A 15,999-nucleotide genomic window follows, 5' to 3' on the forward strand; every position below is an offset into this window, starting at 1 on the left:
GCCAAGGGCTGGCGCTGGCCATAGAGCGGGTTTGAGCAGCTCTGGCCTCATCGCGGGACAAGCCCGCTCCCACGGGAACCACGACTATCCCGTGGGAGCGGGCTTGCCCCGCGATGGGGCTTGTTTGAGCAGTACAAAACCCGACCATGGCCGGGTAGCGGAACGAGAGTGTAACTGGGTATGTCTAGACTCTCAGTGACCCTCCAGGAGTAAAACCACCATGACCTCAACCTATTACACCGGCGAAGAACGCTCCAAGCGCATCTTCGCTATCGTCGGTGCCTCCTCAGGCAACCTGGTGGAATGGTTCGACTTCTACGTCTACGCCTTCTGCGCCATCTATTTCGCCCCGGCGTTCTTTCCCTCCGACAACCCGACCGTGCAATTGCTCAATACCGCAGGCGTATTCGCCGCGGGCTTCTTGATGCGCCCCATCGGTGGCTGGATCTTCGGTCGCCTGGCTGACCGTCATGGGCGCAAGAATTCGCTGATGGTCTCGGTGCTGATGATGTGCTTCGGCTCGCTGATCATCGCCTGCCTGCCGACCTACTCCAGCATCGGTGCCTGGGCGCCGGCGCTGCTGCTGTTGGCGCGCCTGATCCAGGGCCTGTCGGTGGGTGGCGAATACGGCACCACCGCTACCTACATGAGTGAAGTCGCCTTGCGCGGCCAGCGCGGTTTCTTCGCCTCGTTCCAGTACGTCACCCTGATCGGCGGCCAGTTGCTGGCGGTGTTGGTGGTGGTGATCCTGCAGCAGTTGCTCAGCGAAGAAGAACTGCGTGCCTGGGGCTGGCGCATTCCGTTCGTGGTGGGTGCCGTCGCTGCCCTGATCTCGCTGATGCTGCGCCGTTCGCTGAAAGAAACCAGCAGCGCCGAAACCCGCCAGGACAAAGACGCCGGCAGTGTCAGCGGCTTGTTCCGCAACCACGCTGCGGCGTTCATCACCGTCCTGGGCTACACCGCTGGCGGATCGCTGATCTTCTACACCTTCACCACCTACATGCAGAAGTACCTGGTCAACACCGCCGGGATGCCCGCCAAGGACGCCAGTTTCGTCATGACCGGCGCGCTGTTCCTGTTCATGATCCTGCAGCCGTTGTTCGGCATGCTCTCCGACCGCATCGGCCGGCGTAACTCGATGCTCCTGTTCGGCGCTTTGGGCACTGTCTTCACCGTGCCGCTGCTGATGGCGCTGAAGACGGTAACCAGTCCATTCATGGCCTTCGTGCTGATTACCCTGGCGTTGTGTATCGTCAGTTTCTACACCTCCATCAGCGGCCTGGTGAAGGCCGAGATGTTCCCGCCGCAAGTGCGCGCCCTGGGCGTGGGCCTGGCCTATGCCGTGGCTAACGCGGTGTTCGGCGGTTCGGCCGAATATGTCGCATTGGGCTTGAAAACCCTGGGGATGGAGAACACCTTCTACTGGTACGTGACCGCCATGATGGCGGTGGCCTTCCTGTTCAGCCTGCGCCTGCCCAAGCAAGCGGCGTACCTGCACCATGATCACTAAGGACTCGCGATGACCCACCGAGCGGACAACCAGCTGTTCGACGCCTACTTCACTGCACCGGCCATGCGCGAGATTTTCTCCGACCGTGGCCGCCTGCAAGGCATGCTCGACTTCGAAGCCGCCCTGGCGCGGGCTGAAGCGGCTGCCGGGCTGGTGCCGCACACTGCGGTGCCGGCGATCGAGGCGGCGTGCAAGGCCGAGCGCTATGACGCCCGCGCCCTGGCCGATGCCATCGCCACGGCAGGTAACTCGGCGATTCCCCTGGTCAAGGCGCTGGGCAAGGTGGTCGCCAGCGGCGTACCGGACGCCGAGCGCTACGTGCACCTAGGCGCGACCAGCCAGGACGCCATGGACAGCGGGCTGGTGCTGCAACTGCGCGATGCGCTCGAGCTGATCGAAGCCGATCTGGCCAAGTTGGCCGATACCCTGGCCCGCCAGGCCCTGCAACACGCTGACACGCCACTGGTGGGGCGCACCTGGTTGCAGCACGCAACGCCGGTGACCCTGGGGATGAAATTGGCCGGCGTACTCGGCGCCTTGACCCGCCACCGCCAGCGCCTCAAAGAGCTGCGCCCGCGCTTGCTCTGCCTGCAATTCGGCGGTGCCTCCGGCAGCCTCGCGGCGCTTGGCAGCAAGGCGCTGCCAGTGGCCGAGGCGCTGGCCGAGCAGCTCAAGCTGAGCCTGCCTGAGCAACCCTGGCATACCCACCGCGATCGCCTGGTGGAGTTCGCCTCGGTGTTGGGGCTGGTGGCAGGCAGCCTGGGCAAGTTCGGCCGTGACATCAGCTTGCTGATGCAGACCGAAGCGGGGGAGGTGTTCGAGCCTTCTGCGCCGGGCAAGGGCGGCTCTTCGACCATGCCGCACAAGCGCAATCCGGTTGGCGCGGCCGTGTTGATCGGCGCCGCCACGCGGGTGCCGGGCCTGTTGTCGACGCTGTTCGCCGCCATGCCCCAAGAGCACGAGCGCAGCCTCGGCCTGTGGCACGCCGAATGGGAAACCTTGCCGGACATCTGCTGCCTGGTGTCTGGCGCGTTGCGTCAGGCCCAGGTGATCGCCGAGGGGATGCAGGTGGATGCCGAACGCATGCGTCGCAACCTCGACCTGACTCAGGGCCTGGTGTTGGCCGAAGCGGTCAGCATCGTCCTGGCCCAGCGCCTGGGCCGCGACCGCGCCCACCATTTGCTGGAGCAGTGCTGCCAGCGCGCCGTCGCTGAGCAGCGCCACCTGCGCGCTGTGCTCGGTGACGAGGCGCAGGTCACTGCCGAGTTGTCCGCGCAGGAGCTCGACCGCCTGCTCGACCCTGCTCATTACCTCGGCCAGGCCCGCGTCTGGGTGGCGCGCGCCGTGGCTGAACATCAACGTTTGACTGCCTGAAGGAGACCGCTGTGGCGCATTTGCAACTGGCCGATGGCGTACTGAATTACCAACTCGATGGTCCGCAGGATGCCCCGGTGCTGGTCCTGTCCAACTCGCTGGGGACTGACCTTGGCATGTGGGACACGCAGGTAGCGGCCTGGTCCAAGCACTTTCGCGTGCTGCGTTACGACACCCGTGGCCATGGCGGCTCGCTGGTCACCGCCGGCCCGTACAGCATTGCCCAGCTGGGCGCAGACGTGCTGGCGCTGCTGGACGCACTGGACATCGCCAAGGTGCACTTCGTCGGCCTGTCGATGGGCGGCCTGATCGGCCAGTGGCTGGGTATCAACGCGGGGGCACGCCTGCTCAGCCTGACCCTGTGCAACACCGCCGCCAAGATCGGCAGCGATGAGGTGTGGAATACCCGCATCGACACAGTGCTCAAAGGTGGCCGCCAGGCCATGCTCGATTTGCGCGATGCCTCCATTGCCCGCTGGTTCACCCCTGCATTCGCCGAGGCCCATGCCGCCCAGGCCCAGCGCATCACCCAGATGCTGGCGCAAACCTCGCCCGAAGGCTATGCCGCCAACTGTGCGGCGGTGCGCGATGCCGACTACCGCGAGCAACTGAAAGCTATCCAGGTGCCGACCCTGATCGTCGCCGGTACTGCCGATGTGGTCACCACCCCGGAGCATGGACGCTTCATGCAGAACGCGATCGAGGGCGCGCACTACGTAGAATTCCACGCCGCGCACTTGTCCAATGTCGAGATCGGTGAGCCGTTCACGGCGCGGGTCGTCGATTTTTTGCAGGCTCGCTGAGGAGAACAGCATGGACGAAAAACAACGCTACGACGCTGGCATGCAGGTGCGTCGCGCCGTGCTCGGTGACGCCCACGTGGACCGCAGCCTGGAAAAACTCAATGAGTTCAACGGCGAGTTCCAGGAAATGATCACTCGCCACGCCTGGGGGGATATCTGGACCCGCCCTGGGTTGCCACGCCATACCCGCAGCCTGATCACCATTGCCATGCTGATCGGCATGAACCGCAATGACGAGCTCAAGCTGCACCTGCGCGCGGCGGCCAACAATGGCGTGACACGCGAAGAGATCAAGGAAGTGCTGATGCAGAGCGCGATCTATTGCGGGATTCCTGCGGCCAATGCCACTTTTCACCTGGCAGAATCGGTGTGGGATGAGTTGGGGGTCGAGTCGCGTCAGTTACAAGAATAGTTGTTGAGGGTGCTGGCTTCATCGCGGGGCAAGCCCGCTCCCACGCAGTCATCTCAGTGAGGCTGAGGACGTGGGAGCGGGCTTGCCCCGCGATGAGGGCGGAACTTAAACCGCGGCGTTCTTGTGCCTGATCGCCACCGGCCCAGCATTGGCTTCCACGGCTTTTTTCAACTGCGGGCACAACCCGAGCATGAACGCTGCCTCCGCCACCACGAACAACGGCCCGATGATCAACCCGCTCAGGTCATCGACGAACGCAGGTTTACGCCCCTCGTAATAATGCCCGACAAACTGGATGATCCAGCCCAGCACAAAGGCGCCCAGCCCGGTGCTCAGCCATAGGCCGGTGCTCTGCAGCGCCAGCATCTGCCCCAGCCACAGGCACAACCCCAGCAACAGCCCCATCACCAAGCCAAAGCGCAGATCCAGCCGCAGGTAGAACCACACTGAGGCCGCCGCTGCGATCAAGGCCGGTGACAGCCACATCCCGCCGACGTCCCAACCCGGGCGCGACAGCAGAATGGTCACGGCCACAACGATCAGCGGAATGCCGACGAAATGGGTGGCGATGTTGCGTGGGTCACGGTGGTAGGCGGCGTACTGACTCAGGTGTTCGACGAGGCTTTTCATTGTTGTTCCTCCATGGCTGCACCGCTGACAGTGGATCACTGTGTGCAAGCATAGCCCCCCGGTCACAACGCCGGAACCGCGCACGGCTGATGTTTCGTCATCAGCGTGGCGAATGCCCTGCACGCGGCGCGGTGCGTGGCGGCTGCTCGCGCGGCGAAGTGCGCTGATCGAGGCCAATCAAGGTCTCGATCATCGCCCGCGCGGCCGGTGACAGCCGATAGCCACTGCGGCTGACCACGCCACAGCGCACGCTCAGCACTTCCAGGCCCGGTGGCAAATTACGCCAATGCAGGCGCACCAGGCGGCCGCTGCTCAAGTCGTCGGCCACCGATTCTTCGCTGGCGGTGCCGATCGCATCACTGGCCAGCACCACGCTGCGCAGCACGGCCAGGTGCTCGGTCTGCAAGTGGGGGGTGAAGTCACTGCGCCCACTGAGGTTGGCCAGGCGCTTGCGCACGCCAGGGGCGAGCAGGGCGCTGGCCAGCGGGTAGGCGAACAAATCATTGGTCGACAGGCTGTCCTTGGCCAGCAACGGATGGCCCGGCCGGCAGAAGAACAGGCCCGGGCGCGGGTTGAGTGGCTCGGTGTGGAAATTGGGGTCGGCTTCGAACGGGCGGATGTCGTCGACGAAAAATTCGATTTGTTCACGGCGTAGGGCTTGGCCGAGGCGTTCGGCGTTGTCGACCAGCAGCGAGGTGCGGATACCGGGGTGGGCCTCGATGAAGTGCTGCAGGGCATCGGGGACCAGGCGGACGGCCAGCGCCGGGCCGCTGCCAAAATGCAGCTCGCCGGCATCGAGCTTGGTCATCTGCAATACCTCGGTGCTCAATTGCGCAGCACCCTGCACCAGGCGCCGCGCGTGTTGCAGCACCACCAGGCCTTCAGGGGTGGGGTGCAGGGCCTTGCTGGCGCGGTCTATCAGTGAACAACCGAAGGTTTGCTCCAAGCCCTGGATGGCCCGGCTGAAGGCCGGTTGGGTGATGCCCATGGCCTCGGCGGCGCGGACGAAACTGCGGTATTCGGTGAGGGCGATGAAGTAGCGCAGTTGGCGAAGGTCCATGTCGAGCTCTGCGGCGGGCGGAAGTACCGTTTTTAGCTTTTGTTACATATTCCGTCAATGATGGTTTTGTTTTGTTTTTATATGCTTAATTTATAAGCATAGTCTTTGCTGAATTGGCCGGCCTCATCGCAGGGCGAGTCGCAGCGATGAGGCCGCAACCGACTACAGCAGGTTCAGCGGATAGCTGACGATCACCCGGTTTTCATCGAACGAGTTGGTGCTGTAATCCCGGCGCATGGTCGAGTTGCGCCATTTCAGCGACAAGTCCTTGAAGGTGCCCGACTGCACGACATACGCCAGCTCGGTTTCACGCGCCCATTCCTTGCCGTCGTCGACAGTGCTGGTGTGCACGTTGTCACCCTTGATATAGCGGTTCATCAGGGTCAGGCCGGGTACGCCCACCGAGACGAAGTTGAAGTCATGGCGCACCTGCCAGGAGCGCTCCTTGGCGTTGTCGAAGCTTGAGTTGTAGCTGTCGTTGGCCAGGGTTCCGCCGCTGGTGCCGTTGACCCGCATCCAGGCGTCATCGCCGCTGACTTTCTGCAAGCCGACGTAAAAGGTGTGGCCTTTGTAGCGTGCCGAGAGCATGGCTGAGGCGGTGCGGTTATCCAACTCACCTGCGCGTTCGGCGCCGTCTTCCTTGCCGATGAAGTAGCCCAGGTTGGCACCCAGAGTCCATTCGCCGAGCGGCTGGCTGTGGCTGAGGTTCAGATACTGCTGGCGGTAGATGTCCTTGAGGCGGGCATCCCACAGGCCGATCAGGGTGCGTTTGTCGTTGAAGGTGTATTCGCCTCCGGCGAAATTGAAGCGGTCGGAGGTGAACGCACTGCGACCGTTGAGCGACATGTCTTCCATGCTCGCGTCATTACGCGGGCTGTTGGCGCGGAACTGGCCGCCGTACAGGGTCAGGCCGTCAATCTCTTTCGAGGTGATCTGGCCGCCACGGAAGGTTTGCGGCAGCGAGCGGCCGTCGTCCGAGCGCAGGATCGGCAGCACGGGCATCCACTCACCGACTTTCAGTTCGGTCTGCGACAGCTTGGCCTTGAAGGCCACGCCCAGGCGGCCGAAATCATCGGCCGGACGACCGTCATCGTGCACCGGCAGCAGATGGGTGCCGGCGGTACCTTTGCCGCCGTCGAGCTTCACCGAATACAAACCCAGGATGTCCACGCCAAAGCCAACGGTGCCTTGGGTAAACCCGGAGCGCGCGTCGAGGATGAAACTCTGGGTCCATTCTTCGGCCTTGCCCTGGGGGTTGGCCGGGTCGACGAAATTGCGGTTGATGTAGAAGTTGCGCAGGTTGAGAGTGGCCTTGGCGTCCTCCAGGAACCCACCGTCGGCGGCGAAGGCGGGCAGGGCGCAGGACATGGCCAACAGGCCGGGCAGCAGCTGGCGTGCGGGTTGCGAAGTGCTCATCTGTCGTGAATCTCTTGTTTTTATTGGGCGAACCGGTGCACTGCGGGGTGCGGGCCTGCAGTGGCGACAGGGTCTTGTTGGATGAACTTGTGCAACGTTGCGGGGAGGATGGTGCGCGGCATAGCAGGGGCGGGGCAATTCGTCGCAGGCGGTACTGGGCGATAATCGAACAGAATGTTCCAGTCAGTTACTTTTCATTGTTCAGGGTGGCCTCTTCGCGGGGCAAGCCCGCTCCCACGTTGGTCAGACTGAATCCTTCGGGTAGCGTGGGAGCGGGCTTGCTCATGCTTGCCAAGGGATTCTGCTCAGACCAACGTGGGAGCGGGCTTGCCCCGCGATGACGGGGTAACTGACCTCACAAACAAAAAGCCCACCGTGAAGGTGGGCTTGATGCATTACCGATCAATCAGCCTTTGGGCGTTTGCAGCGATGCCTGCTGGTTGGCCTGGCCGGTACGCTCATACCAGCCGCCACCCAGGGCCTTGTACAGATTGACCTCGCTGGTCAGCTGCGACAGGCGATCACTGATCAATGCCTGTTGCGCGCTGAACAGGTTGCGCTGTGCGTCGAGGAAGGTCAGGTTGCTGTCGATACCGATCCGGTAGCGACGCTCAGCCAGGCGGTAGTAGTCCTGGTTGGCCGCGACCAGATCACGCTGCGCCTGCAACTGCTCTTCGAAGGTCTTGCGCGCCGCCAGGCCATCGGAGACTTCCTGGAAGGCGGTCTGGATGGTTTTTTCGTACTTGGCGACGTTGATGTCCTTCTGGATTTTCGAGTAATCCAAGCTCGCGCGCAGGCTGCCGGCGTTGAAGATCGGCAGGTTGATCTGCGGCTGGAACAGCCAGGTCCCCGACCCTCCTTTGAACAGCCCGTCCATGTCCGGGCTCAAGGTGCCGGCATTGGCGGTCAGGCTGATGCTGGGGAAGAACGCTGCGCGGGCCGCGCCGATGTTGGCGTTGGCGGCTTTGAGCAGGTGCTCGGCTTCCTGGATATCCGGGCGACGCGTGAGCAGGTCCGACGGCAGGCCGGCGGGCACTTCGGCCAGTTGGTCGGCATCGAGCTTGAGCGGTGCTGGCAGGTTGGCCGGCACGCCAGTGCCGAGCAGCACGGTCAGGCTGTTGAGGTCCTGGGCGACCAGGCGTTGGTACTGCGACAGCTTGACCCGCGCGCCTTCGACAGCGGTGCGTGCCTGGCTCAGGTCGAGTGCCGAGGCGACCCCCACTTCGTTGCTACGACGGGTCAGGTTGTAGCTTTCCTCGTAGGTCTTGAGGGTGTCTTCGGTCAGCTTGAGCAGGGCTTGGTCAGCCTGCCAGGTGTAGTAGGCGTTGGCCACGCTGGCGACCAGGGCGATCTGCGTGGAGCGACGCGCCTGTTCGCTGGACAGGTAAGTTTCCAGCGCTTGCTCGCTCAGGCTACGCACACGGCCGAACAGATCCAGCTCGTAGGCGCTGACGCCGAGGGTCGCCGAGTACTGGCTGGTGATACCCGATTCGCCCGTCTGCGACATGTTCGCCGGGGTGCGCTGACGGCTGCCGCTACCGGTGGCCGAGACCGCCGGGAACAGGTCAGCGCGCTGGATGCGGTACTGGGCGCGGTAGGCGTCGATGTTCAACGCCGCGACACGCAGGTCGCGGTTGTTGACCAGCGAGGTCTGGATCAGCTGCTGCAGCGCCGGGTCCTGGAAGAACTGGCGCCAGCCTTGTTCAGCGGCGGCGACATCGGCCGATTCGGTTGGCGAATACGCAGGGCCTTGCGGCCACTGCGTTGCCACCGGTGCGTCCGGGGTCTGGTAATCAGGGATCAGCGAGCAGCCGCTGAGGATCAGGGCGGTTACCGCCAGGGACAACAAAGACTTGGTCATTGCCCAGCCTCATAACGTGGAGTTTCAGGGGTGGCGTCGGTTTCTGGCTTTTTGCTGCCGAACAACGACGACACTGCTACGAAGAACAACGGTACCCAGAAGATGGCCAGCACGGTCGCACTGATCATGCCGCCGATCACCCCAGTACCAATGGCATGCTGGCTACCCGAGCCTGCGCCGCTGGCGATGGTCAACGGTACCACGCCGAGGATGAACGCCAGCGAGGTCATGATGATCGGGCGCAGACGCATACGGCACGCTTCGATGGTTGCGTCGTACAGGCTCTTGCCTTGTTCATGCAGCTCCTTGGCGAACTCGACGATCAAGATCGCGTTCTTCGCCGCCAGACCGATGGTGGTCAACAGGCCAACCAGGAAGTACACGTCGTTGGACAGCCCGCGCATGCTGGTGGCAACCAGTGCACCGATGATCCCCAGCGGCACGACCAACACCACCGCGATCGGGATCGACCAGCTTTCGTACAGCGCTGCCAGGCAGAGGAACACGAACAGCAGCGACAGGGCGAACAGTGCCGGCATCTGCGAGCCAGAGAGTTTTTCCTCGTACGACATACCGGTCCACGACATACCGATGCCGGTTGGCAGCTCGCTGGCGATGCGCTCGACCTCGGCCATGGCTTCACCGGTACTGTAGCCCGGCGCCGGAGCACCCAGCACTTCGACCGCTTCTACACCGTTGTAGCGCGACAGCTTCGGCGAGCCGTACGACCATTCGCCGGTGGCGAAGGAGGAGAACGGCACCATCTCACCCTTGGCGTTGCGTACGTACCACTTTTGCAGGTCTTCAGGGTTCATCCGGGCATTGGCATCGCCCTGGATGTAGACCTTCTTGACCCGACCGCGGTCGATGAAGTCGTTGACGTAGCTACCACCCAGGGCAATCGACAGGGTGTTGTTGATGTCGGCGATGGTCACGCCCAAGGCGCTGGCGCGTTCGTCGTCGACGATCAGCTGGTACTGCGGCTCGTCGTTCAGGCCGTTGGGGCGCACTGCAGAGAGAATCTTGCTCTGTGCGGCTTTGGCCAGGAACTGGTTGCGCGCTTCCATCAGTTTCTCGTGACCGAGGCCTGCGCGGTCCTGCAGGAACACGTCGAAACCGGTGGCGTTACCCAACTCCAGTACCGCAGGCGGGGCAAAGGCGAACACCATCGCGTCACGGAAGCCGAAGAAGTGCTGCTGGGCACGGGTCGCCAGGTTGAACACGCTGTTTTCCGCCGAACGCTCATCCCAGGGCTTGAGCATGATGAACGCCATACCCGAGCTCTGGCCGCGACCGGCGAAGTTGAAGCCGTTGACGGTGAACACCGACGACACGGTGTCGGCTTCGTCCTTGAGCAGGTACTCACGCATCTGGTCGACTACCGCCTGGGTGCGCTCGGCACTGGAACCGGCCGGGGTCTGCACCTGGGCGAACAGGACGCCCTGGTCTTCTTCGGGCAGGAACGCAGTAGGGATGCGCATGAACAGCCAGATCATGCCGACCACGATCAGGGCATAGGCCAGCAGGAACGGCAGCTTGTTGCGCAGGATGCCACCGACACTGCGCTCGTAGCCTTGTACGCTGCGGTCGAAGTTGCGGTTGAACCAGCCGAAGAAACCGCCTTTGGCGACGTGGTGCTCACCCTTTTTCAGTGGCTTGAGCATGGTCGCGCACAGGGCCGGGGTGAAGATCAACGCGACCAGCACCGACAGGCCCATGGCCGACACGATGGTGATCGAGAACTGCCGGTAGATTACACCGGTGGAGCCGCCGAAGAACGCCATCGGCAGCAGTACCGCCGACAACACCAGGGCAATACCGACCAGCGCACCCTGGATCTGCTCCATCGAGCGCTTGGTGGCTTCTTTGGGCGGCAGGCCCTCTTCGGACATCACCCGCTCGACGTTCTCCACCACAACGATGGCGTCGTCCACCAACAGACCGATGGCCAGGACCATGGCGAACATGGTCAGGGTGTTGATGCTGAACCCTGCGGCGGCGAGGATACCGAAGGTACCCAGCAACACCACCGGCACCGTCATGGTGGTAATCACCGTGGCGCGGAAGTTCTGCAGGAACAGGTACATCACCAGGAACACCAGCACTACCGCTTCGATCAGGGTGTGGATTACCCCGCTGATCGATTCGGTGACCACGGGCGTGGTGTCATACGGGAACACCGCTTTCATCCCAGGCGGGAAGAACGGCTCCAGGTCGCTGATGGTCTTGCGCAGCGCCGTGGCAGTGTCCAGGGCGTTGGCGCCGGTGGCGAGCTTGACCGCCAGGCCCGAGGCCGGCTTGCCGTTGAACTGCGCGCTGACCGCGTAGTTCTCACCGCCAAGGCCGACCTTGGCAACGTCACCCAGGCGCACCTGCGAGCCATCGCTGTTGACCTTGAGCAGGATCTTCTCGAACTGCTCGGCGGTTTGCAGGCGGGTCTTGCCGATGATGGTGGCGTTGAGCTGGGTACCCGGCAGGGCTGGCAGGCCGCCGAGCTGGCCGCTGGACACCTGGACGTTCTGCGCGGTAACAGCGGTGCGCACGTCAACCGGGGTCAGCTGGAACTTGTTCAGCTTGGCTGGATCGAGCCAGATGCGCATGGCGTACTGGGCGCCGAACACCTGGAAGTCACCGACACCTGCGGTACGCGAGATCGGGTCCTGCATGTTCGAGACGATGTAGTTGGCCAAGTCATCCTTGGTCATGCTGCCGTCTTCGGACACCAGGCCGATCACCATCAGGAAGTTTTTCACTGCCTTGGTGACGCGGATACCCTGCTGCTGCACTTCTTGTGGCAGCAGTGGGGTGGCCAGGTTCAGCTTGTTCTGTACCTGGACCTGCGCCGTATCAGGGTTGGTGCCCTGCTCGAAGGTGGCGGTAATGGTCATGCTGCCGTCGGAGTTACTTTCCGACTGCACATACCGCAGGTTGTCGATGCCGTTGAGCTGTTGCTCGATGACCTGCACCACGGTGTCCTGCACGGTCTGCGCCGAGGCGCCCGGGTAGGTCACGGCGATGGCGATGGCCGGCGGCGCGATGCTTGGGTACTGGTTGATCGGCAGCTTCAGGATCGACAAGGCGCCGACCAGCATGATCACCAGGGCGATCACCCAGGCGAAGATCGGGCGATCGATAAAGAACTTCGACATGGTTTACTCCGCTTTGCCGTCTGCTTTCGCCGCATTGGCCTGAGGATTGCCCGGCTTCTTGACGTTGGTGGCTTCGCCGACTTTGACCTCGACGCCAGGGCGTACGTATTGCAGGCCTTCGGTGATCAGGCGATCGCCTGGGTTGAGGCCTTCCTCGATCAGCCAGTCGCTGCCCAGGGTGCGGCTGGCCTTGAGTTGACGCAGCTCGACCTTGTTCTCCTGGTTGACCACCATCGCCGTTGGCGTGCCTTTCAGATCCCGGGTTACGCCTTGTTGCGGTGCCAGGATGGCGTTGGCGTTGACCCCGGCCTGCAGACGAGCGTGGACGAACATGCCCGGCAGCAGGGTGTGTTCTGGGTTAGGGAACACCGCGCGCAGGGTCACGGAACCGGTGGTCTCGTCGACCGACACTTCGGAGAACTCCAGGCGGCCTTCCTGGGCGAACTTGCTGCCATCTTCCAGGATCAGCTGAACCTTGGCGGCGTTTTCCCCGGCCTTCTGCAATTGGCCGCTTTCCAGGTCGCGGCGCAGCTTGAGCAGTTCGGCCGTGGACTGGGTGACGTCGACGTAGATCGGATCGAGCTGCTGGATAGTGGCCATGGCGTTGGTCTGGCCATTGCTCACCAGGGCGCCTTCGGTCACCGAGGAGCGGCCGATCCGGCCACTGATTGGCGCCAACACCTTGGTGTAGCGCAGGTCGATCTGGGCGCTCTTGAGCGACGCTTCGGCCTGCAATCGTTTGGCATTGGCGTCGTCGTATTCCTGTTTGGATACGGCCTGCTCGTCGATCAGCTGCTTGTAGCGCTCGGCCAACGAACGGGTAGCCTGCAAGTTGGCCTGGGCGTTGGCCAGGTTGGCTTCGTACACAGAGGGGTCGATCTGGTACAGCTGCTGACCTTCCTTGACCTCGCTGCCTTCTTTGAACAGGCGCTTGAGAATGATGCCGTTGACCTGGGGCCGAACTTCGGCAACGCGGAACGCAGTGGTGCGCCCCGGCAGTTCCGAGGTCAGGGTAAAGGCTTGTGGTTGCAGGGTGACGACGCCGACCAGAGGAGCCTGCGGCGCAGGTGCCGCCTCTTCTTTCTTACAGCCACTTAGCAGTGTTGCCAGGGCGACGGCGGAAACCAGGGCGGTGACGGCTGGCTTGAATTGCATGAGGATCCTCGGGTCGCTAGAGCTGGGAGACGCTCAAGAATAATGGAAGAGTCTTGTCAGAAAAATGCTATCGGCTGGATTAATAGCTTACTAACGAATATACTTACATTCATGGCTGTTTGTAAATACCATACGGTAGTGTTCAGTTGCCACACCGAGCCTTCAATTGCCCCGGGAGTCGCCCATGCAGAGGTGCCCCCGGCCTGATTCCCAGCTGCCGCGTGAGCGGCTGGGCCCTGATGAGGTTGTGCTGCCATGGTCCGTCGAACCAAAGAGGAAGCCCAGGAAACTCGCGCCCAGATCATCGAGGCCGCGGAAAAGGCCTTCTATAAGCGCGGGGTTGCGCGAACTACCCTGGCCGACATCGCAGAGCTTGCGGGGGTCACCCGTGGGGCGATCTACTGGCACTTCAACAACAAGGCGGAGTTGGTCCAGGCGCTGCTCGACAGCCTGCACGAAACCCACGACCACCTGGCTCGCGCGAGCGAGAGCGAAGATGAAGTAGACCCGCTCGGCTGCATGCGCAAGCTGTTGCTGCAGGTGTTTACCGAGTTGGTGCTGGACGCCCGAACCCGGCGTATCAATGAAATCCTGCATCACAAGTGCGAGTTCACCGATGAAATGTGTGAAATTCGTCAGCAGCGCCAGGGCGCGATCCTTGATTGCCATGAGGGCATCACCCTCGCGTTGGCCAATGCAGTACGCCGTGAACAGTTACCTGCGGATCTGGATGTGGAGCGTGCCGCCATCGCCCTGTTCGCTTATGTAGACGGGTTGATTGGCCGCTGGTTGTTGCTGCCGGACAGCTTCGACCTGCTGGCCAACGCCGAGCAATGGGTCGATACCGGGCTGGATATGCTGCGCTTGAGCCCTGGCATGCGCAAATGACACTTTGTTAAGGATTGTGAGGAAGTGTTGTCCGGTTGTATTAAGGGACAGTTAATGGATCGGTCGAACTGACGCTATCGCGGGGCAAGCCCGCTCCCACGCTGCTGGCCCCTGCTGGGAAGCGTGGGAGCGGGCTTGCCCCGCGATAGCGTCAGTCCAACCACCTCGTCCTGCAAGGCCAGCTCAATGCCCGCGCAATTGCCGATCCGGCAAACCGATCGCCGCAATCAAGCCCAACACGGCCACTGCGGCGCTGCCGGTCAACAACTGCTTGAACATCTCCAGCAGCCGCGCCTGGGTCGCTGGATCGGCATCGCCCGCCTGCAAACTGCCCAGCAGCGGATTATCCAGCACCGCAAACCCGCCATCGTGCAGCAGTGCCAGCATCAGGCTGGACATGCAGGCAACGCCCATCGCGCCGCCCAGCGAGCGGAACAGATTGGTGGTGCTGGTGGCAACGCCAATGTCCTTGATCTGCACCGAGCTTTGCGTACCCACCAGCGAGGTCGGAAACTGCAAACCGCAGGCAATGCCTACCAGCAGCATGAACACGGCGCTGAGTAACCCCGACTGCGGCGGGGTGAGGGCCATGGCGAAAATCGCCAGCGGCATCAATACCGCGCCGGCAAGAATCTGCGGCTTGTAGCGGCCAGTCAGGCTGGTCAGCCGGCCGCCGCAAAACGCCCCCATCGGCAGCCCCATGGCCAATGGCAGCAGGTGCAGGGCCGCGCTATCAGCGCCCGCGCCGGTAATGCCTTGGTAACGCAGCGGCATCAGCATGCTTAGGGAAATCGACTGGAAGCTGGCGAAGAAGATCACCACCCAGCACAGCACGGCGACCCGATTGCTGAACAGCGAGAGGGGCAGCAGCGGCTCAGGACAACGGCGCTCATGGCCAATGAACAGCAGCAACCCCAGCAGGGCGCAGCCGAACAGCGCCAACACTGGCGTGGACAGCCAGGCATGCCCCTGACCGACCAGGGTAATGCCAAGCAACAGACTGCCCAGGCCAACAATCAGCAGCACCGCTCCGAGGTAATCCACCTGTGCTTCACGGCGCTTGACTGGCATGCCGCGCAGGGCGCGATTGATCACCCAGAGCGCCGCCAGGCCCAGCGGCAGGTTGATCCAGAACACCCAGTGCCAGGACAGGTACTCGGTCAGCCAGCCACCGAACACCGGCCCGGCCACGCTGGCCAGCGCATACATGCTGCTGAAGTAGCCCTGATAGCGGCCACGCTCGCGCGGTGCCACGTAATCGCCGATGATCGCCTGGCTGACCGAGACCATGCCGCCCGCGCCGACCCCTTGCAGCACCCTGGCCAAGACCAGCTGCTCGATGTTCTGCGCCAACGCGCAAAACACCGAGGCCAGGGTGAACAGCGCGGTGCCGGTGAGGATCATCCGCCGACGGCCATAAAGATCGCCAAGTTTGCCGTAGATCGGCACGGCCACGGTCATCGCCACCATGTAGCCAGAAATCACCCAGGCCAGCAGCCCGACATCATTGAACTGCGCCGAGATCGCTGGCAGCGAGACGGCGACGATGGTCTGGTCCAGGGCACCGAGAAAGATCGCCAGCATCAGGGCGCTGAGGACACTGCGCAGGACGGCGGGGGGCAGGGCGGCGGTCACGGTCATACCTTGTAATTGAAAACAGCCGGGTCGCGGGCTGCTCACGCTGGGCAAGTGTAACCTGACTTAGGTAGCTTCCTATGTAGTATGTGCATTCCCTATGCAA

Annotated in this window: 12 protein-coding genes; 5 read left to right on the forward strand and 7 right to left on the reverse strand. The window is 62.8% G+C overall.

The window, feature by feature from the left end:
- The first annotated feature begins 220 nt into the window (after positions 1–220).
- Genes OIU19_RS18510 through pcaC form a run of 4 tightly spaced genes read left to right on the forward strand, consistent with a single transcriptional unit; the run spans position 221 to position 4,099 of the window.
- Positions 221–1,510, forward strand: coding sequence for an MFS family transporter (locus tag OIU19_RS18510; protein WP_186553943.1), 1,290 nt, complete (start codon positions 221–223; stop codon positions 1,508–1,510).
- A gap of 9 nt (positions 1,511–1,519) precedes the next feature.
- Entirely contained in the window at positions 1,520–2,884 is a 1,365-nt protein-coding gene (locus OIU19_RS18515; protein WP_264236234.1) for a 3-carboxy-cis,cis-muconate cycloisomerase, read from the forward strand.
- A gap of 11 nt (positions 2,885–2,895) precedes the next feature.
- Positions 2,896–3,687: a 3-oxoadipate enol-lactonase gene (gene pcaD / locus OIU19_RS18520; RefSeq protein ID WP_264236236.1), complete on the forward strand. Its 792-nt coding sequence runs from the start codon at positions 2,896–2,898 to the stop codon at positions 3,685–3,687.
- A 10-nt stretch (positions 3,688–3,697) separates the two neighbouring features.
- Positions 3,698–4,099, forward strand: a complete 402-nt coding sequence (gene pcaC, locus OIU19_RS18525) for a 4-carboxymuconolactone decarboxylase (RefSeq protein WP_264236237.1) — start codon at positions 3,698–3,700, stop codon at positions 4,097–4,099.
- 105 nt (positions 4,100–4,204) lie between these two features.
- Here pcaC and OIU19_RS18530 read toward each other — a convergent pair whose 3' ends face one another.
- The 6 genes from OIU19_RS18530 to OIU19_RS18555 form a co-directional block, all read right to left on the reverse strand.
- Positions 4,205–4,729 carry a DUF962 domain-containing protein gene (locus OIU19_RS18530; protein WP_264236238.1) on the reverse strand — a complete coding sequence of 175 codons (525 nt, stop codon included), beginning with the start codon at positions 4,727–4,729 and terminating at the stop codon, positions 4,205–4,207.
- Between the two features lie 100 nt (positions 4,730–4,829).
- The gene (locus tag OIU19_RS18535) at positions 4,830–5,789 is read right to left on the reverse strand and encodes a LysR family transcriptional regulator (RefSeq protein ID WP_264236239.1); all 960 of its coding nucleotides are present in this window, start codon (positions 5,787–5,789) and stop codon (positions 4,830–4,832) included.
- 162 nt (positions 5,790–5,951) lie between these two features.
- A complete protein-coding gene (locus tag OIU19_RS18540) occupies positions 5,952–7,205 on the reverse strand; it encodes an OprD family porin (RefSeq protein WP_264236240.1) in 1,254 nt (417 codons plus the stop codon).
- A gap of 406 nt (positions 7,206–7,611) precedes the next feature.
- Entirely contained in the window at positions 7,612–9,066 is a 1,455-nt protein-coding gene (locus OIU19_RS18545; protein WP_264236241.1) for an AdeC/AdeK/OprM family multidrug efflux complex outer membrane factor, read from the reverse strand.
- Positions 9,063–12,215, reverse strand: a complete 3,153-nt coding sequence (gene ttgB, locus OIU19_RS18550; RefSeq protein WP_264236242.1) for a multidrug efflux RND transporter permease subunit TtgB — start codon at positions 12,213–12,215, stop codon at positions 9,063–9,065. The genes OIU19_RS18545 and ttgB overlap by 4 nt, the downstream gene beginning before the upstream one ends.
- A gap of 3 nt (positions 12,216–12,218) precedes the next feature.
- Positions 12,219–13,370, reverse strand: coding sequence for an efflux RND transporter periplasmic adaptor subunit (locus OIU19_RS18555; protein ID WP_264236243.1), 1,152 nt, complete (start codon positions 13,368–13,370; stop codon positions 12,219–12,221).
- Positions 13,371–13,625: 255 nt separating this feature from the next.
- Here OIU19_RS18555 and OIU19_RS18560 point away from each other — a divergent pair, with 255 nt between their 5' ends.
- The gene (locus tag OIU19_RS18560; protein ID WP_186553953.1) at positions 13,626–14,258 is read left to right on the forward strand and encodes a TetR family transcriptional regulator; all 633 of its coding nucleotides are present in this window, start codon (positions 13,626–13,628) and stop codon (positions 14,256–14,258) included.
- 183 nt (positions 14,259–14,441) lie between these two features.
- On the opposite strand, the gene OIU19_RS18565 is transcribed toward OIU19_RS18560, so the two are convergent.
- Complete coding sequence (locus tag OIU19_RS18565; RefSeq protein WP_264236244.1) at positions 14,442–15,893, reverse strand: MDR family MFS transporter; 1,452 nt, start codon at positions 15,891–15,893, stop codon at positions 14,442–14,444.
- Positions 15,894–15,999 lie beyond the last annotated feature (106 nt).

The organism is Pseudomonas sp. BT-42-2 (genome assembly GCF_025847435.2).
In the GTDB taxonomy this organism is placed as follows: Bacteria; Pseudomonadota; Gammaproteobacteria; order Pseudomonadales; family Pseudomonadaceae; genus Aquipseudomonas; species Aquipseudomonas urmiensis.